General features: G+C 34.9%; 15 protein-coding genes and 2 pseudogenes. 15 read left to right on the top strand and 2 right to left on the bottom strand.

All coding sequences use genetic code 11. From position 1 onward, the window contains the following. Window positions 1-81: 81 nt before the first annotated feature. From ACQ9BO_RS18585 to ACQ9BO_RS18550, 8 genes and pseudogenes are all read left to right on the top strand, one after another. A pseudogene (locus ACQ9BO_RS18585) lies at window positions 82-1,211 on the top strand (glycoside hydrolase family 64 protein); the annotation flags it as partial. Between the two features lie 429 nt (window positions 1,212-1,640). Continuing rightward, the gene (locus tag ACQ9BO_RS18580; RefSeq protein WP_431245156.1) at window positions 1,641-2,693 is read left to right on the top strand and encodes an RICIN domain-containing protein; all 1,053 of its coding nucleotides are present in this window, start codon (window positions 1,641-1,643) and stop codon (window positions 2,691-2,693) included. Window positions 2,694-2,952: 259 nt separating this feature from the next. Further along, window positions 2,953-3,180, top strand: a complete 228-nt coding sequence (locus tag ACQ9BO_RS18575; protein ID WP_431241942.1) for a hypothetical protein — start codon at window positions 2,953-2,955, stop codon at window positions 3,178-3,180. Continuing rightward, window positions 3,155-3,508 carry a glycosyl hydrolase family 18 protein gene (locus ACQ9BO_RS18570; RefSeq protein WP_431241941.1) on the top strand — a complete coding sequence of 118 codons (354 nt, stop codon included), beginning with the start codon at window positions 3,155-3,157 and terminating at the stop codon, window positions 3,506-3,508. The genes ACQ9BO_RS18575 and ACQ9BO_RS18570 overlap by 26 nt, the downstream gene beginning before the upstream one ends. Next, window positions 3,498-4,559: a carbohydrate-binding protein gene (locus tag ACQ9BO_RS18565; protein ID WP_431241940.1), complete on the top strand. Its 1,062-nt coding sequence runs from the start codon at window positions 3,498-3,500 to the stop codon at window positions 4,557-4,559. Before ACQ9BO_RS18570 ends, ACQ9BO_RS18565 begins: the two co-directional genes overlap by 11 nt. Before the next feature lie 403 nt (window positions 4,560-4,962). Then, entirely contained in the window at window positions 4,963-5,241 is a 279-nt protein-coding gene (locus ACQ9BO_RS18560) for a hypothetical protein (protein WP_431241939.1), read from the top strand. Further along, the gene (locus ACQ9BO_RS18555; RefSeq protein ID WP_431241938.1) at window positions 5,219-5,377 is read left to right on the top strand and encodes a hypothetical protein; all 159 of its coding nucleotides are present in this window, start codon (window positions 5,219-5,221) and stop codon (window positions 5,375-5,377) included. The genes ACQ9BO_RS18560 and ACQ9BO_RS18555 overlap by 23 nt, the downstream gene beginning before the upstream one ends. 119 nt (window positions 5,378-5,496) lie before the next feature. Beyond that, window positions 5,497-6,891, top strand: a complete 1,395-nt coding sequence (locus ACQ9BO_RS18550) for a metallophosphoesterase (RefSeq protein WP_431241937.1) — start codon at window positions 5,497-5,499, stop codon at window positions 6,889-6,891. 201 nt (window positions 6,892-7,092) lie between these two features. Here the strand turns inward: ACQ9BO_RS18550 and ACQ9BO_RS18545 are convergent, their stop codons facing one another. After that, window positions 7,093-8,148, bottom strand: coding sequence for a phosphatidylinositol-specific phospholipase C1-like protein (locus ACQ9BO_RS18545; protein ID WP_431241936.1), 1,056 nt, complete (start codon window positions 8,146-8,148; stop codon window positions 7,093-7,095). Between the two features lie 266 nt (window positions 8,149-8,414). Here ACQ9BO_RS18545 and ACQ9BO_RS18540 point away from each other — a divergent pair, with 266 nt between their 5' ends. The 4 genes and pseudogenes from ACQ9BO_RS18540 (at window position 8,415) to ACQ9BO_RS18525 (ending at window position 15,081) form a co-directional block, all read left to right on the top strand. Beyond that, window positions 8,415-8,939, top strand: coding sequence for an RNA polymerase sigma-70 factor (locus tag ACQ9BO_RS18540; RefSeq protein WP_431241935.1), 525 nt, complete (start codon window positions 8,415-8,417; stop codon window positions 8,937-8,939). A gap of 83 nt (window positions 8,940-9,022) precedes the next feature. Next, window positions 9,023-9,946, top strand: a complete 924-nt coding sequence (locus ACQ9BO_RS18535; RefSeq protein ID WP_431241934.1) for a FecR family protein — start codon at window positions 9,023-9,025, stop codon at window positions 9,944-9,946. 73 nt (window positions 9,947-10,019) lie between these two features. Then, complete coding sequence (locus tag ACQ9BO_RS18530; RefSeq protein ID WP_431241933.1) at window positions 10,020-13,304, top strand: SusC/RagA family TonB-linked outer membrane protein; 3,285 nt, start codon at window positions 10,020-10,022, stop codon at window positions 13,302-13,304. A 6-nt stretch (window positions 13,305-13,310) separates the two neighbouring features. Next, window positions 13,311-15,081: pseudogene (locus ACQ9BO_RS18525) on the top strand (RagB/SusD family nutrient uptake outer membrane protein). Between the two features lie 334 nt (window positions 15,082-15,415). Here the strand turns inward: ACQ9BO_RS18525 and ACQ9BO_RS18520 are convergent. Beyond that, the gene (locus ACQ9BO_RS18520; protein WP_431241932.1) at window positions 15,416-16,732 is read right to left on the bottom strand and encodes a hypothetical protein; all 1,317 of its coding nucleotides are present in this window, start codon (window positions 16,730-16,732) and stop codon (window positions 15,416-15,418) included. Window positions 16,733-17,111: 379 nt separating this feature from the next. Here ACQ9BO_RS18520 and ACQ9BO_RS18515 point away from each other — a divergent pair, with 379 nt between their 5' ends. The 3 genes from ACQ9BO_RS18515 (at window position 17,112) to ACQ9BO_RS18505 (ending at window position 18,292) form a co-directional block, all read left to right on the top strand. Beyond that, window positions 17,112-17,660: an outer membrane beta-barrel protein gene (locus ACQ9BO_RS18515; protein ID WP_431241931.1), complete on the top strand. Its 549-nt coding sequence runs from the start codon at window positions 17,112-17,114 to the stop codon at window positions 17,658-17,660. Between the two features lie 141 nt (window positions 17,661-17,801). After that, a complete protein-coding gene (locus ACQ9BO_RS18510; RefSeq protein ID WP_431241930.1) occupies window positions 17,802-18,104 on the top strand; it encodes a hypothetical protein in 303 nt (100 codons plus the stop codon). Beyond that, window positions 18,101-18,292, top strand: coding sequence for a hypothetical protein (locus ACQ9BO_RS18505; RefSeq protein WP_431241929.1), 192 nt, complete (start codon window positions 18,101-18,103; stop codon window positions 18,290-18,292). The genes ACQ9BO_RS18510 and ACQ9BO_RS18505 overlap by 4 nt, the downstream gene beginning before the upstream one ends. The last annotated feature ends 108 nt before the right edge of the window (window positions 18,293-18,400 follow it).

Genomic DNA, 18,400 nt, shown 5'->3' with positions numbered 1-18,400 from the left:
TAATTAGAAACAAATTTTTATTAATCAAAAAATCTAAACAATGAGAAATTTTAAGTTACAAAAGAAGTTTTTTTAGCAGTAATGCTGACATTCCTATCTGTTTTAATGTACGGACAAGGTGCTATTCCTTTTACGATTGCCAATAATTCAACTTTCGCCGATAGTGATTTGTATGTTGCTATTGTCGGGATTGATTATACAACCGGAAACCATGTTTGGGTAAATGCCAAAACAAGTCAGGTTTTGCCAATGAGTGCATCTTATAACACGGTTACAGGACCAACTTACGGCGGAAATACCGGACCGGGACAAAACTCAAAATATGCCGCGTGTTTTACAAAGCTGAGCGAAATTCCAAATAAAACCTTCACATTGCCACTAATTGCAGGTTGCAGGGTTTTTATTTCTAAAGGCTCACAATTGTATTTCTATTTTTTGGAGCAAATGGTGCGCCGTCAGGATATGCATCACCAAATCCGCAGAATGCAACTGATCCGAATCAGGGAATTTTATATGAGATGATCGAATTGACTAACAATCAATATGGTTTCTTTGGAAATCCGACACGTGTAGATTCCTATAAATATCCAATGGGATTAGAATTATTTGGAGCAAATGGTTACCAAAAGAAAGTTGGAGATTTAAAAAAACATGCCGATATCGTTGCGGCTTTTAAAGCGAATGTTCCAGCAGAATTTCAAGGCTGTGTAAACGATGCAACAGGAGAAATTACAGCTCCGTCTAAAACACCAGCTTATGCACCAGGAGGACCATACGAAAACTACTTAAAATCGTATATCGATGCGATTTGGAACAAATACAAAAATGAAGATTTGATATTTTATGCAGGAGATGCCGGAGTTTTTAAAGGAAGAGTTATTGGCGAACAGCTTGAAATGGTTGGACAATCGGGAGGATTTGTTGGCCGAACAGGAAGAGTTCAATACAGGCCAAGTACTCAGGAAGCTCTTGAAGGAAAAGGTGTTTTGGACAGAAGATTGGTCGATGGAGATTTAGATCTTGTAATTCAGGCTCAATTGACAGCGGCAATTAACCGACATGTTGTAAATACGACAACAACAAATCCGGGGCGACAAAACTGGTACGACGCTTCTAAATATTATCAGGTAAACCCAACAAATCATTATTCTAAATTTTGGCATTTACCGGGAATTAATGTTGATAATCTGGCTTACGGTTTTGCTTATGATGATGTTGCTGATCAGTCGCCATCGCTTCATTCGCCACAGCCAACCAAAGTTATTGCTACTTTTGGAGGTTACTACGGACTTACGACGCCTTCAGTGCCGGCTTCGACAGATGTTATTACAGTTTATAAAGATTGTAACTACACAGGTTTTTCAGGCGGATTAACAATTGGCGATTACAATTTAGCTCGTTTAAATTCTTTAGGAGTTTTAAATGATGATATTTCGTCATTAAAAATCACTCAAGGATATCAGGCAATTTTATACCAAGATGATAATTTTGGCGGCGCTTCAACCGTAATCAATTCTGATAATTCTTGTTTGAATACCACTTGGAATGACAAAGTAAGTTCAATAAGAGTTATTGCAAACGGAACCACAACTTTAGGAAACCAGACTTTCTTTTTACAAAACAGAAACAGCGGTTTATACATGGATGTTTGGAATTCTAGCATGTCAAATGGGGCAGGAATCAATCAGGGTGCTTTAAATTCTGGAAACAATCAGAAATTTACTTTCACGCATATAAGTGACGGAATGTATAAAATCATTGCAAACCACAGCGGTATGTCAATGGATGTTAATAATTTCAATAAAGCCAATGGTGCAAGAGTAGAGCAGTATCCGTACAATGCTACAACAAATCAGCAGTTTATTTTGGTTTCTACAGGCGATGGTTATTACAAGATTGTAGCGCGTCACAGCGGAAGAATTGTTGAAGTTGCTGGAGCAAGTACAGCTTCTGGAGCAATTATTCAGCAATGGGATAATAACAACCAAACTTGCGGACAATGGAAATTAATTCCGGCTACAAGTGCTCAAACCTCAGTTTTAATTCAGGCCGAAGATTATTCAGCAATGAGCGGAATCCAGGTTGAAGCTACTACGGATACTGGCGGAGGATCAAATGTTGGTTATACAGAAACTGGCGATTGGTTAGCGTATAACAGCATCAATTTCCCAACAACAGGTTCATATTTAATTGAATACCGAGTGGCAAGTGCTGTTACTGGCGGGCGATTGTCTTCTGATTTAAATGCCGGAGCAATTCTTTTAGGTAATGTTGATATTCCAAATACAGGAGGATGGCAAAACTGGCAGACGGTTTCGCAAACAGTAAATGTAAATGCAGGAACGTACAATTTCGGAATCTACATTCAGAATACCGGAATGAACATCAACTGGATAAAAATTACAAAAACAGGTTCAACAGCAAAAACTGCTTTAGCGAAAGCTCCGGAAGAAGAAGCTCCAGTAGAAACAGTTTTAAATGTTTACCCAAGTCCAGTTGAAAATACGCTTTATGTTACAACAGATCTTTCTGGCGGAAGTGTAAAAATTGTCGATTCACAAACTGGATCTACTGTCGCATCTCAAAAAATCACTAATAACAGTTTTGATGTTTCGCATTTGAAACAAGGAATTTATTTTATTGTTTTTGAAAAAGATGGAAAACAAACGATCAAACGTTTCATAAAGAAATAATTTTAGATTTCAGATTTTAGATTTCAGATTTAAATTGAACGAATAACTTCATGTAAATCTGCAATTTCAGACTTTAGGTTTTAGATAATAATCAGTAGTGTTAGTTCTACAAAATTTGATTGCATAGCCAATCAATCTAAAATCTAAAGTCTAAAATCAAAAAATACAACTCAATAACCGTCCCAACATTTACGAGTTTATTAATCTATTAAAACAATTATTATGAAAAACAATTACCGAAGAATGCTTGCAGAAATGCATGATTATTTTAATGTTGAGTGCTTTTAATTTAGCGATAGCTCAGCAGAAAAAAGTGATAGCCTACATTCCAAACTGGATAGATTTGAATGCTTTTTCAAGTACAATTCAGTACAGTAAATTAACGCACATTAATATTGCGTTCGAAAATCCTGATGCAAACGGATACTTAACTTTTAATTCCGGAAGCAATGCTATTATTAATGCGAGCACATGCACAAAACATTAAAGTTTTTGTTTCACTTGGAGGAGGTTCCGTATCAGAAGGCGGAGCAATTCGTGACAATTATTTTAATTTAATTACGCCCGCAAACCGAACGGCTTTTATTCAAAAACTCTACGACTATGTTGTGGCGCACAACTTTGATGGAATCGATGTAGATTTAGAAGGTCCGGCAATCAATGGCGATTACGGCGGATTTGTTATTGCCTTGGCGAATAAATTGCATGCCAATGGTAAACTGATCTCAGCGAGCACTTTCAGAAGGATATGGTGGTGCAAATGTACCTTCATCTACTTTTGCGGCTTACGACTGGATCAATATCATGGCTTATGATGCAACTGGGCCTTGGGCACCAAACAATCCAGGACAACATTCTCCATACAGTATGGCTGTAAATCAATTTAATTACTGGACTGGAAGAGGTTTGCCTGCAAGCAAAGCCATCATCGGATTACCTTTTTATGGATATGGTTTTGGAGCTTCTGCGAATCAAGGAATTTCTTATGCTAATATCGTAGCGCAATATCCTGGAGCAGAAAATCTAGATCAAGTTGGAAACACAATTTATTATAACGGAATTCCGACCATTAAAGCCAAAACGACTTTTGCGATTCAAAACGCAGGTGGTGTTATGATTTGGGAATTATCTCAGGACGCAACAGGTTCTAAGTCATTATTAACAGCCATAAATCAAGTAATTACAGGAAGTAATCCTCCAGGAACTGGAACTTTGATTCAGGCTGAAAGTTATAACACTATGAGCGGTGTTCAGACAGAAGCAACTACTGATACTGGCGGAGGATTAAACGTAGGTTATTGCGACACAGGAGATTGGATGGCTTATTACAATGTAAACTTTCCAACTTCTGGAAACTATGTTATTGAATACAGAGTGGCAAGCGCTGTTAACGGTGCCAGAATTTCATCTGATTTAAATGCTGGAAGTATTCAGCTTGGTGCGGTAAATGTACCAAATACAGGAGGATGGCAAAATTGGCAAACCATTTCTCAAACAGTAAACGTAAATGCAGGAACGTATAACTTCGGAATCTATATTCAAGCTTCTGGAGCCAATATCAACTGGTTTAGAATTACGAAATCGGCATCAGCTTTAGTCGCAAAATCTGTCGCACCAACGGCTGAAACTCCTACAGATATTGCAAGTGTAACTATTTATCCAAATCCAACAGCAGATACACTTTTCTTTAGTTCAGAAGTTTCTGGAGCCAATGTAAGCGTTATCAATTCTGAAGGCGGTGCAACAGTTTCTTCTCAAACTGTAAATAATAACAGCATCAATGTTTCTAGTTTAAAAAGTGGAATTTATCTGATTTCATTGGAGAAAGATGGAATCAAAACTGTAAGACGTTTTATAAAGAAATAATCCGTTCGCCATAATGGTTTTATATACATTAAATTTTAGGTTTTAATGTTAAAGGCTGTCAGAAATGACGGCCTTTTTTTGATATTTTTTGTAGTTAGATAATTTGTATATAGTCCCTACGGGACATTTTTGGAGGGGCGATAATCTATGTTCTACCGATATTTAACCTCTAAAGAGGTAAACTTACTGCAATTTAGAAAACTCCGTAGGAGTTCAATATCGGTAGAAAAAAATTGACCGTAATATAATTTGTCCCGTAGGGACTACACTCTTTTTAACCAATCAAAAGTCCCATAAAAATTATCATTCAATAACAATAACATAAACTCATTTTATCATTAAATTGATAAAATTGCGACTTATTACTTTTAATAAATCCCCATTTTGCAAAAGCTTAAAAACTATGAACTTAAAATTTACTTCTACAATAATTATAATCGTTATACTATTCTTCAATCATGCAATTTCAGCCCAAAACCAAAAGAATTTAGACGGTGTTCAGGTCGCATTTTTATCTGATGTTCATTTGCAGGATTTGTTTGGAACATTCTCAGATAACGATTTTAAAGGAGTTTTGAATACCAAAACAAAAAAATATGCGTTAATAAGAACGATGGCCTCGCAATTGCATTCGACGAGAATTTTCAATGAAAATTATTTTGCCTTCATCAGCCGCTCTTGAAGATATTGCAAAAAGAAAGATAAAATATGTTGCGCTTCCTGGCGATTATACTGATGACGGACAGCCAATTCACGTGAAAGGATTACAGAAGATTTTAGATCAGTACCAAAAAAATATGGTATTGAATTTTTTATAACCACCGGAAATCACGATCCGGTTGGACCATTTGCTCAGGAATCAGGTAAAGAAGATTTTTTAGGAAAAGAAGGAAAAAGCCAACCCATTTTTAGCAAAGACGGCATGTATAAGCCAAACATGAATATCGAACAGCCAGTTGTCATAACAGCCGATATTGCTAAAATGGGTTATTTAGGCATCACAAATGATCTAAAAAACTTCGGTTTTTATCCGAATAAAAAATACAAGTTTTGGGCAACTCCTTTTGCAAATTATACTTCCCAAAATTACGATTTCAAAAAAGCACTTGAAGCTTCGGCTTTAAAAAACAGAGTTTATGAAGTGGCTCCAGGTTACGAAGTTCCAGATGTAAGTTATGTTGTAGAACCAATTGAAGGACTTTGGTTGATGGCAATTGACGGAAATGTCTACATTCCGAAGAAAAATGGAGAAGATCCAAAAGATTCCAAAAGCTATTCTGAAGCCAGCACAGGTTATAATAATGTGCTTTCGAATAAAAAACATCTCATTAAATGGGTTCAGGATATTTCGGCGGAAGCCAAACTTCGCGGGAAAACTTTAGTAGCCTTTAGTCATTTTCCGATGATTGATTTTAATGATGACACTTCCGCGGAAATTAAAGCACTTTTAGGGCCAAATAAATGGCAGTTAAACCGAGTTCCAGGTGAAGAAGTAGCACAAGTTTTTGCCGATGCCGGATTGAAAATTCATTTTGGCGGACATATGCATATCAATGATACAGGAATGCGAACAACCAAAAACGGTAATACTTTGGTAAATATTCAAACGCCGTCGCTGGCGACTTATATTCCAGCTTATAAATTACTGACGATTAAAAAAGATAATCTAGTCGATATTCAGACAATTACGATTGATAATGTTCCGAGGTTTGATGAACTTTTTGATTTGTACAAAATGGAATATCAGTTTTTAGAAAGCCAGAATACAAAGGATATTTGGAATAAAGCTATTTTAGAAACCAAAAATTATCATGAGTTTACTGATTTTCATTTGAAAGAATTAGTACGCCTTCGTTTTCTGAAAGATGATTGGCCTAATGATTTTGCTTCTTTTATTTTGAATGTTTCTGCGAAAGATTTATTGATTTTAGCCAATATAAAATCGGATAAAGATTTTGATTTTATTCTGAAAAACAAATCACAATTTCAAAAAGAATGGAACGAAGCCGAATTGAAATCGGAACAAATTCTGACTCAAAATAATCTAAAAAAGGAAGATTTCAATTGGATAGGAAATGATCTTTTAATTGATTTTTACCGTTTTAGAAGCGCTGATGAATTGGCTCTAGCCGATGTTGGTTTAGAAAGAGCAAAACAATATAAAATTTTATCAAAAATGTTTTTAGAAAATAGTGACGCTTCAAATGAAACGCTTTTGAAAAAACAGATGAAATTGTTCCTGACCATCTTCAATAAATTCATGCATGAAGTTCCCGCAGATCATTTTACGGTTGATTTGAGAACGGGCGAAATTAACCGCAAAGAGCGCTAAGATTTACGCAAGGCACGCAAAGTTTTCTTTTAATCTCGCAAAGACGCAGAGTCGCAAAGTTTTTATAATCTTTGCGACTCTGCGTCTTTGCGAGCAAATTAAGCAACAAAGTCCGCAAAGCTTTTACATTTAGCTTTGCGAACTTTGCGTTTATGTAAGCAATCTTTGGAAAAAATCTTGCGTGCTTTGCGGTTAAAAAAATTAAGGCACATTTACAGGATTCGTTCTCACATAAGTCCCGTCATCATATTTAATTTGATAAGGAGAATCGAAGAAAGTACTTGACAAATAATAATCAGTTGAGATGATCTGCGCTCCTGACTTTTTCGCGGCTTCAAAATGTGAATAATCATTTTTGCGTGCTTCTTTTGTATCAGAGTCCGCGCGGGTTCTTATGATGTAGCCTTTTTTAACCAAATCAGTAATTGAAGGATCTTCAGAATTATTTCTAAACATCCAAGTCGCTTCTGGTTTTCCTGGTTCAGCATTAATAAAAACGGCGCGTCCCTTAAGGGACGGATGATTCAATGCGTACAAATCTCTTTTTGCGCCGTTATTATCTAAAAGGAATAAAAATTTTCCTTTTGCATTTTTCAATGTTGGCCAGTTGTTGTTCAAAACGGCTTCTTCAAGCGTTTTGTATTTTCCGCGAACCATGTCTGGCGTAATTAGTTTATTTCCTAAGCCTTTGCGAAGTTCTTTGTCTAAAGCATCAAAAAGTTCGGTTGTAAATTTCTCAGCTTTTGTTCCAAGGAAACTGTCATCGTCTTTTGGCTCTAACGTGATAAAAACAGGAACGTGATCAGGATTTGCATCCGACCATTTTTTTAGTTCTGCAAGACAGCTCTGAAGCGTATAGCAGGAAGTTCTAAAATCGATATCTATCATATGAAAAACCTTAAAACCTGGTTTTTTCATTTCTCCATTTGGATCGTAAGCTTCTTGTGATTTTGCAATATCAAGACCTTTTGGATGCACAAATTTTCCCCCTTGTGAATCAGGTTGAACGTCAATTTCTAAGTTACGCAAACCTTTATTTAATTGTTCTGTAAGGCTGATGTGTGTGTATTGAAGACCTTTTAAAGAACGCGAAGTGTCTTTTGCCTGAATCGTATTGTATAAATCAGTTTCAATAGCGTGTCGATAACTATTGTGTGAACCGATAACTTGAATTTGGTTAATTTTTAAATTGTCATTTTGGGCGTGACTTAATTGAAAAACTCCAGCAAATAATACTGTAAACAAAATTTGTTTCATGATTTAAATGAAATTAGGATTGTGGAATTAAGAGGACGCAAGCAACAGAGAATTGCTTTTTTAGAGAATACTAAAGTAGGATTGACAATTGTTTTTCGTGTTAGCTAAACGAAAAGAAATCGCAAACCAAATGTCATTTTTGCCCGAAAATAGTAGTATTAATAAAACAAATCAATTCGTAATTTAATTTAAAGATAACTTTCAGGCAAAAAGTATTGGTGCCGTATTTCCTTATTTTACATCACCAAATACTACCAAAAGTCACCATGAAGAATCCTGAAATTTTTGAACAAACGTATACACAATACTGGAAAAAGCTCAACGCTTTTTCGTATACGATGACTCAGGATAAAGACTTGGCACAGAATATTGTGCAAGATGTTTTTATTGATTTGTGGGAACGAAAAGACGATTTGAACATTAATGCGATTGAACCTTATTTATTTCGCGCTGTCAAAAATCAGGTTTTTAAACATTATCAAAATAACAGGTTTGATAAGACAATTTTGGAAGATCAGTTTGAAGATTACATCATTGATAATTTTGCTTCGATTGATCCAGAAATAATGGATTTACTTTATTCCTTATTAGATCAGCTTCCGGAGAAAAGAAAAGAAGTTTTATTAATGTATAAATTTCAAGATATGTCAATCGATCAGATTGCAGACGAACTCGGAATTTCGAAACAAACGGTGAAAAACCAAATTTCATCGGCATTAAAACAATTGCGTGAAGGCTTAAAAGACTTGGCTTGGCTGGCGCCTTTAATCATTTTTCATAAAAACTTTTAAGATAACTTTCTGTTGATGTTTTCATAATATTTCCGGATAGTACGATTTCAAGATTCTTGTACTTATAGGTAACAATAAGTATTATGATAAAAAGAATCAAGCATAGTTTAGAATATCTTATCGATAAAAGTTCAAGAAATAAAACTTCAATTGCAGAAGAAAATCTGCTTAATGATTTTGCCTTTAATCAATATCAAAGATCGAAATGGGATGACCTTTCGATGGGAAATTCTGATGAAGTTTCTCAATATATATATGACAATATTCAACTTCGAATAGGAAAAAAGAAAAGTCTTTATCCTTATTTAAAATATATGGTCAGCGCCAGTATTCTTTTTCTTGCCGGTTTAGGCTTTTGGCTTAAACCAAAAATTGCTGTCGAAAAGCAATTATCGTTTAAAACGTCATCGATTCCCAAATCTATCCAATTAAGTGACGGCTCGAAAATTTATCTGGCGACAAACTCATTATTCCAATATCCTGAAAAATTTGAGGGAGAGGAAAGGAAAGTTTCGCTTTTAAAAGGAAATGCATTTTTTGAAATCGCCAAAGACAAAAAGCATCCTTTTATAATTACTTCAAGAGAAATTAAGACCAAAGTTGTTGGAACATCATTTCACATTCAGCTTTCGAAATCAAAATGTGAAGTGATTGTTGTAACCGGAAAAGTAAACGTGAGTTCAAAAGGGCAGAGCGTAGATTTGGTTCCGAATGAAGAAGCTTTATTCGAATCAAACAAATTGACGAAGCAATTGGCAGACAAATCATTTTTAGTGAATTGGTACTCAACTGATGTCACATTGAATGAAACCACTCTTAAACAAGTCATAACCATTTTACAATATAAATACGGAGTTTCATTTCAGTACGATAATGAGCGCGTATTAGCAACGCCGTTAACGGTATTCATCAAAAAAGACGCAACATTAGAGAATGTTTTAGAGCAAATAAATTATATCACAAACCTAAAATTCAGAGTTTATGGCGAAATAGTAAAAGTGGATTAAAACAAAAAAGCAGTTGCTCGAACAACTGCCTTTGAATAAATTAAGTATCGTAAAAAAACCAATAACTTAAATCATGTATTTTAAAACTTCTTATTTAAATCTAAAGAGTCTTTTCTTTTTAGTTCTGGCTTTACTGACCTTACAGACAGGTTATAGTAAAACAGTTTTAGTAAAAAAATCAAATTTAGAAAATAAAATAGAAAAAGCAACTCTTGTTTCTATATTTTCAAAACTAAGCCAACAAACTGATTACAAATTCAGCTACGGACAAGCAGTAATTGTTGATAACACAACTTACACAGTAAATTTTGCTGGCGAAACAATTTCGGCAATTTTGAATGATCTTTCCAAAAAAGCAAATTTCAATTACAATATCAACGGAAAATTAGTTTTGATTCAGAAAACCGTTGCTCCAAAAACTATAAATGTAAAAGTTGCAGACAGAATAAAAGTAAAAGGAAAAGTAGTTGATGAAAACAATGTACCAATTCCAGGTGCGACGATTATGGAAACAAGTTCGTCAAACAGTGCAGTTTCTAATTTTGATGGTGAATTTGAAATTACAGTTGGCGACGGAAAAACAATCGAAGTTTCGTATTTAGGTTATAAAACTAAAGTTGTTGCTGTACAAAAAACTTTCATGACCATTCAATTAGAACCAAATACTTCTGAATTGAGTGAAGTTTTAGTTGTAGGTTACGGAAAACAATCTAAAAAAGATGTAACGGGTGCGGTTACACAATTAGAAGCGACGAGTTTCAAACAAGGTGTAAATATTTCTGTAGACAATTTAATGCAGGGAAAAGTTGCCGGAGTTCGTGTGGTAAATACAAGTGGAGAGCCAGGAGCGGGAGTAAACGTAACAATTAGAGGTGTTGGATCGATCAGAAGTGGAAGTACGCCTTTGTTCGTTGTTGATGGCGTGCCTTTGTCAAATGATGATGTGAGTCCGTCTGGAAGTAATGTTGGTTTCGGAAATTCATCTGCAAAAAATCCATTGAACTTTTTGAATACAGGTGATATCGAATCGATTACAGTTTTAAAAGATGCTTCGGCAGCAGCAATTTATGGTGCAAGAGGATCAAACGGAGTTGTTTTGGTTACAACTAAAAAAGGTTCAAAAGGAGAAGGAACTTTGACTTTTGATTCTTATACAGGAATTTCGAATGTTGCTCATAAACTTGATGTTTTAAGCGCTGATGAATACAGAAAAGCAATAAAAGATCCTGCTTTTGATCACGGAGGAAATACAGATTGGCAAGATGTAATTTTTAGAACTGCTATTACAACAAATAATTCATTGGCTTTCTCAAAACAAACAGAGTCTGGAAATTACTACGCTTCGATTGCACAAATGAATCAGGAAGGAATTATCAATAAGAGTAATTTCAAACGTATGTCGGGAAGAATTAATGCCGCAGAATCGTTTTTAGATAACAAACGCCTGAAAGTAAAAATGAATCTTACAGCAAGTGAAACTAAAGATAACGGAGTTCCTACTAGTGATGACGGAGGTTCTAACGGACAGTTAATCGTTCATACTTTGATGGCAAACCCAACAAGATCTGTTTTTGATTCAAAAGGAAATTACACAAACTTTAATATGAACGCGCATTATAACCCAGCTTATTTATTGAGCATTTATGATGATGTTACGCGTACAATGAGAGTTTTAGGAAATTTAGAAGCTTCTTTAAGAATTGTTGACGGATTGGAGTATAAAGTAAATATTGGTTTTGACCGTTCTATGTCAGAAAGAAATACGACTATTTTTCCAAACTTAACCGATTTGAATCCGAAAGGGAAATATGTTCAGAGTAATTTAGATTCAAGAAATTCTTTGATCGAGCATTATTTGACTTACAATTTGAATTTGGATAAACATAAAATTGAAGCTTTAGGCGGATTTTCATACCAAAAATTCGAAAGATCTGGAACCTCTTTCAGTGTTGACGGAATTTCAAATCAAGGTGTTGGCGTACCTCCAGCAATCAATCCTGGTTTTGCAGGAACACAATCAGGAGTTTCAGGATATGCGCAAGAAAATGAGCTTCAGTCTTATTTTGGAAGAGTAAATTACACTTTCAATGACAAATATCTTTTGACAGCTTCGATGAGAGCCGATGGTTCGACTCGTTTTGGAAAAAACAACAAATATGGTTATTTCCCATCAGCGGCTTTAGGATGGAATATTTCTAAAGAAAAATTCTTAGAAGATGTAACTGCAGTAAGCAACTTGAAATTAAGAGCAAGCTGGGGAGAAACAGGAAATCAAGAAGTTGAAAACAAAATTACTCAAGCAAGTTATTCGCTTTCTGGAGCTGACGGGTATTATTTATACAGTGATTTGAATTTAGTAAACGGAGTTTCGGTAAACAGAACACCAAATCCTGATTTGAAATGGGAAGTAGTAACACAATACAATTTAGGTTTAGATTTCAGTTTTTGGAACGACAAATTGTACGGAACTTTCGATTATTTCAACAAAACTACTACAGATGCAATCTTAAATGTTCCATCACAAGCTTTAAGCCCAACAACGACAATCTGGACAAATATCGACGGAAAAATCATCAATAAAGGTTTTGAATTTATGTTAGGTTCAAAATTGATTGACAAAAAAGATTTTTCTTGGAACATCGACATGAACGGTGCGACTTTGAACAATAAAATTCAAGATTTGCCAGTTTCAGAAATTTTGACAGGAACTATTTCAGGACCAGGACAATCTGGAGTAAATGCTAATATTTACAAAAGCGGTTATGCGGCTGGATCTTTCTACTTATTGGAGCACATTGGTTTTGATGCAAATGGAGCGAACATCTTTAAAGATCAGAATGGAGACGGAAAAATTGACAACAGCGACAGAATCATTATTGAAGGCGCATTGCCAACATTCTACTACGGTTTCAATAGTGATATGAGATACAAAAACTTTACGTTTTCTTTCTCAATCATTGGACAAACGGGAGGTTATTTGTTGAATAACACGGGATTGAATGCTTTAAATATTAACAACTTGGCTTCTGACAGAAACGTAGCAACAGGTTATTATGAATCAGGTGCAAATCCAACAAACTCACCAATTTTATCGACACTTTTCTTAGAGAAATCAGATTTTATCCGATTAAATACAGCTCGTATTGGTTACAATTTTGATTTAAAAGGAATCAACTGGATCAATGGTTTGACACTTTATGTTACAGGACAAAACTTGGTAACAATTACAAACTATACAGGTTTTGATCCGTTGATCAACAGTCCAAAATCAAATGGAGGAAATCAGTCAATTGGTATTGATTATGCGGCTTACCCAACTTCTAGAACGTTCAGTTTTGGAGCAACTTTAAAACTATAATTTATTATGAAGACAAATACATTTTTTAGTATAAAATTAATCGCATTGTTCTCGTTTATATGGCTGTTTGCAAGCTGTACAGATCTTGACGAAGTAGTTTTGGACGAGGTTTTAGGTGATAATGCCTCAAACCCGGCGGGAGCACTTGCGGCGGCTTATGACCGATTGGGAGATGGAACTTTTGTAGATCATGGTGGTGTTTTCTCTTTACAAGAATATACGACTGACGAAGCTATTTTGCCAACTCGTGGAAGCGACTGGGGAGATGGTGGAAAATGGAGAGACATGCATGAGTTTACATGGAAATCGGATAACGCAATTGTGGGGGACAACTGGAATAAATTGACTAACGGAATTACGCGTTCGTTGACTGCAATTCAATCGGTTGAAGAAAGCTCAATTCCAGAAAAGAAATTGTTTTTGGCAGAAGCCAAAGGACTTTTAGCGTATTATTTATACACTACTTTGGATTTGTACGGACAAGCGCCTTATAGAGATCCAATGAACCCGAATGCGCCTTTGCAAATTTTAAAAGCAGATACTCAAATCGATAAATTAATCACTGATGTTGAAGCTTTGATTCCAGATTTGGCAAGCATGGGAGAACAGCAAACGCACCACGGACGTTTTACAAAAGAAGCCGCTTACGGATTTTTGGCAACAATGTATTTGAATCGTGCGGTATTTAAAGATCGTTTCAATGCAACTTCAAACTTTAACTTCAGCGAAGCATCAGTTTCAGGTGGCGGAACCGATATGGATCGTGTAATTTATTATACATCATTATTGATCAATTCTGGGAAATATTCTTTGGAAAGTGATTACTTCAAAAACTTCGCAAGAGATAATGATAAAGGAAAAGAATTGATTTTTGCGATTTCTCAAAAGATTGATTATATCCGAAATGGTTCAAACAGTTTTGCTTATGTGTGTATGGAGCGTAACCAAAGAACTTCTGCTCGCAAACAGAGGAACAAATGCGGCTTGTACAACGCCTGAATTCTTCGCAACATGGGATGGAAATCACGATGATCCAAGGTTTCAGCAAAAATACCAATACTCAGATGGAACTTGGTTCAAAAATGACGGTACAGATGTAAGTGTTCCAGCGACAGATATTGTTCCGAAAAGTGCTAATTTGCCTTGGTTCCACTTTAACAGAGGAATTGAGTACGGACCACAATACGGACCAATTTTATTGTCTTCAGGTTCTTTAGAAATGATCAACGGACGTATTAAAGTTTCTCCGTTATACATGGAAAAAAGTACAACGACAAGAATGGATTTCACACCTTCATTGACTTTCAAAAATCCTGCTCAAGCTGTTTTTGCTCAAAATGAAATTAATCAAGGAGCGCGTGTATTTAAATATGAATTCGATCCTGAAGGAGGAAATGGTAACAGTAATGTTGATATTCCTTTATTCCGTTTAGGTGGAATTTATACGATGAGAGCTGAGGCTTATTTCAGAAAAGGAAGCGTAGGATTAGCAATGGATGATTTAAACAAATTACGCACAAGTAGAAAGAGAGAAGCTTTGTTTGGAAGTGTTCCAGGAAAAGCGCTTACATCACTTGATGCGACGCAATTATATAATGAAATAGGTTTCGAATTGTATTGGGAACTATACAGAAGACCACAAATGATCCGTTTTGGAAAATTTGATTTGCCAGGAACTGCTAAAGCGGCTTCACAACCATTTAGAAGAGTGTTTCCAATTCCGCAATCAACTATTGACGTAACGAAACAATTTACACAGAATCAAGGTTATAACTAAGTTGTGTTAGTTAGTTTATTTTTTATTTATTTTTTAGAAAAGCCTGTCTTGAAAAAGACAGGCTTCTATTTTTTAGTTATTTTGTTTCAGGTTTCAAGTTTCAAGTTTGTCGCTCGTTGTAATTTAAACGCAAAGGGCGCAAGGTTTTTTATCTCAGTTTATCTACAATAAACGCAAAGTTCGCAAAGCTATATGGATAAAGCTTTGCGAACTTTTTCATTCTATGAAACTTAACTAAATACTTTGCGTTCTTTGCGTAAACCCTAGCGAACTTTGCGGTTAGATTACAACGAGTGGCAAACCTGAAACCTTAAACTTGAAACTTAAAAAAAATTTAAACATTAAAAAAACTCTGTTCATATAAGTCCCAAACGCTTCCGTCGCTGACTGCTTCTTTCATTTGTGCCATAATGATATTATCGCCGTCGCAACGCATATTGATCATTCCGTATTTGATTCGGGTACTTCCTTCTGCAGTTGAGCGTGCTAGTTCGGTTGAGAAAACTAATGGTCTTTTTGATTTTGTATATTTTCCGGCACAGCCAATGGCATCTGCGCGCGGGTGCGAGTAGGTTTCATTATCTCCAGAAGAAATTACAGTGGCATACGGATTCACTTTTGCCATAAAATCGGTTGTAAATTCAGATGCTCCGTGATGGCACGATTTTGCTACATCAACCTCAAATGGATTCGAAGCGCCATAATGTTCCAATAAATGATCTTCGGCAGGAATATTCAAATCGCCGCCATATAAAAAAGAGCGGTTTCCGTAAGTTATTTTCAAAACAATACTATGGCCATTTATGGTATGTGCTTCATCATCAAAATATTTGTAAACCAATTTGTTGTCGATTTTTGAAGTTACAGGACCTAAAACTTCTATCGAGAAATTTTTGTTATTAATTGTTCTGGAAGGAATCGTACTAGTATGATCCAAGCGAACAAAATCACCTAGACGACCTTGGCTTGTAGCTGTATTGACTGCATTTAGAAATTTTTCTTGCAAATCAAGCATGCCGCCTTTGACTTTTAAAGCATTAAATTCAGCTAGAGTGCTAAATGAAGTTTCAAGATAATATTCGCCATTGTGTTTCGATTTTTTCCCTAATTCAGTATTGTATTCTTGCTTAGGGAAATTCGTTTTTGTGTCATTGAATTTTGCGATTCCATTATGATAAATTGTTCCAATAGTATAATGATCATCGTTAATAATATCGATCAAACCTTGATAATGATCTTTATCAAAATGACTGATGAAAATATAATCAAGATGCACTTTTTTGTTTTTGTCAAAATAATATTTGTACTGCCATTTGCTCAAATAATGGCTTAAGTTATCATTTGGCCCTCCATCAATAATTATTTTGAGTCCGTTTTCATCATTTCCAACTTCGAGAAGTGCTCCATCACCTTGACCAACATCTACATAAAAACATTTTAAAGCCGCAGATAGACCTAGGCAAGTTTTATCAATCCAGCCTTCTTTTCCAAAAGCCAGAATTTTTTGCCAGTTATTATTTTCTTCGGGTAAAACTTTCACAAACGATCCCATTAGAATGGTATTATTCTTTCCTTTTGGCTTTCCATCAGCCCCAATATTTTTGTAAACATCAGCATAAAGGCTGATAACTACTTTGTAAATGTCTGCCATAATAAATTCAGATTAAATTTTACTCATTTTGCTTTATTAAATAATAGCTTACTAATTTTTTTGATAAGATTTATTATAAATATATGAAAATCAATTAAATAAATAATTTTTTGTTAAAAGAAAATAGGTGACGTTTTTTGGGTTTTAGCTATTTTATTGGTTTCAAATTATAATTTGAAACCAATATGAGGTCTTAATTAACAGGAACCGGTCGTCAATTTGGATAATTTTGATCTCAATCAAAAAAAATAATAATTCTATGCTGATGATAAATTTAGAAAAGTGAATGGCTGAAGAAAAAAGCAAACTCAATTTTCGTATTTATTGTAAGAAATTAGAAAGAAACCGAATTAACAAACTAATTTAAAAAATCAAAGTCATGAAAAAGTATCATTTATTATTGGTTGTTTTTTTATTTACGCTGACGATGTCGGCGCAAGGTCAAGGATCATTTTTGCTTAATTTGTACGGAGGTTATACCTTTTCAGACAAAGTTGAATTCGATTCTTCATACGCTCGTGTGGAAGATGGATTTGAGTATGGTGCAGGTTTTGAATATTTTATAATGGATAACGCATCTATAGAATTAAAATATAACAGACTTGATACAAGAATGCCTTTATATACTAAAGTTCCAATACCTGCTTATGGTATTCCTGCAGGAGGGCAAGTTAATGCTGGAGATGATAAAGGTGCTATGAACTATATTTTAGCAGATTACACTTATTATTTTGGGTCAAGTTCTCAAAAGGCGCTACCGTATCTTGGAGCAGGTGCGGGTGTTGCAATTCTTGAATCACCAAAAAGTGGCGACGGAACTTATTTTGCATGGGAAATTAAAGCGGGTGTAAAAGTTAAAACTGATTCAGCATTTTCAGTTAATTTCAATGCTTATTTGCAATCCATGTCGGTCTGCTGTTGGATATGACTACTATTGGGATTACTATTGGGGACCAGTGGCAGTTACTGATTATGCATCAACGTTCCAATTTGGTTTAGGAGCTGTTTTGAGTTATGATTTTAAAAAATAAAATCGCGATAAAGCATCTTTAATCTTAAAATTTTAATCATGAAAAAAGTAGTTTTATTAGCGCTTCTTGTTTTCTCTGCAAATTCATTTGCTCAATCGAGCTTAAAAGAAGATGTAGAAGTTATACAATCTATTTATGGGAAATCTAAAGCAGATTTGGTGAGACAATATATGAATTTGTCTGAGCCACAAGCTTCTGCATTTCAAAAAATTTATGACGAATATGAAGTTTCCCGAAAAGCTTTGGGACAACAAAAAGTTCAGATCATAAATGATTATGGAAATAATTATGCTACGCTTGATGATGCTAAAGTCATGCTCAGCTTACAGAGGCAAGTTTGAAAAACGTTGGCGATTACGACAAATTGTTGGCTAAAACTTACGGAAAGCTTAAAAAAGCAGTTGGCGGACTTAATGCGACAAAATTTGTTCAAATCGAACAATATCTTCAAGTGACAATAAGAGCGGCAATCCAAGATCAGATTCCTTTTATTGACGAAATAGATAAAACAAAAATTAGTAAAGCATAAATAAAGAAAGCGGTAATAGAAATTATTATCGCTTTCTTGTTTTTAGTAAACAGCTTATTTGTAAAATGCAGATTAAAAGCAGTATAACATCGTTATTTTATAAAATTC

Source organism: Flavobacterium sp. P21 (assembly GCF_050632225.1).
Taxonomy (GTDB): Bacteria; Bacteroidota; Bacteroidia; order Flavobacteriales; family Flavobacteriaceae; genus Flavobacterium.
Note: the sequence above shows the minus strand (reverse complement) of the source record. Positions and strands in the feature narration are given on the sequence as shown.

Bases quoted from the DNA above. Each gene is read 5' to 3' on its own strand.
- ACQ9BO_RS18580 (WP_431245156.1), top strand. From the start codon at position 1,641: ATGGATGTTTGGAATTCTAGCATGTCAAATGGGGCAGGAATCAATCAG.
- ACQ9BO_RS18575 (WP_431241942.1), top strand. From the start codon at position 2,953: ATGATTATTTTAATGTTGAGTGCTTTTAATTTAGCGATAGCTCAGCAG.
- ACQ9BO_RS18570 (WP_431241941.1), top strand. From the start codon at position 3,155: ATGCGAGCACATGCACAAAACATTAAAGTTTTTGTTTCACTTGGAGGA.
- ACQ9BO_RS18565 (WP_431241940.1), top strand. From the start codon at position 3,498: ATGGCTTATGATGCAACTGGGCCTTGGGCACCAAACAATCCAGGACAA.
- ACQ9BO_RS18560 (WP_431241939.1), top strand. From the start codon at position 4,963: ATGAACTTAAAATTTACTTCTACAATAATTATAATCGTTATACTATTC.
- ACQ9BO_RS18550 (WP_431241937.1), top strand. From the start codon at position 5,497: ATGAATATCGAACAGCCAGTTGTCATAACAGCCGATATTGCTAAAATG.
- ACQ9BO_RS18545 (WP_431241936.1), bottom strand. From the start codon at position 8,148: ATGAAACAAATTTTGTTTACAGTATTATTTGCTGGAGTTTTTCAATTA.
- ACQ9BO_RS18540 (WP_431241935.1), top strand. From the start codon at position 8,415: ATGAAGAATCCTGAAATTTTTGAACAAACGTATACACAATACTGGAAA.
- ACQ9BO_RS18535 (WP_431241934.1), top strand. From the start codon at position 9,023: ATGATAAAAAGAATCAAGCATAGTTTAGAATATCTTATCGATAAAAGT.
- ACQ9BO_RS18530 (WP_431241933.1), top strand. From the start codon at position 10,020: ATGTATTTTAAAACTTCTTATTTAAATCTAAAGAGTCTTTTCTTTTTA.
- ACQ9BO_RS18520 (WP_431241932.1), bottom strand. From the start codon at position 16,732: ATGGCAGACATTTACAAAGTAGTTATCAGCCTTTATGCTGATGTTTAC.
- ACQ9BO_RS18515 (WP_431241931.1), top strand. From the start codon at position 17,112: ATGAAAAAGTATCATTTATTATTGGTTGTTTTTTTATTTACGCTGACG.
- ACQ9BO_RS18510 (WP_431241930.1), top strand. From the start codon at position 17,802: ATGAAAAAAGTAGTTTTATTAGCGCTTCTTGTTTTCTCTGCAAATTCA.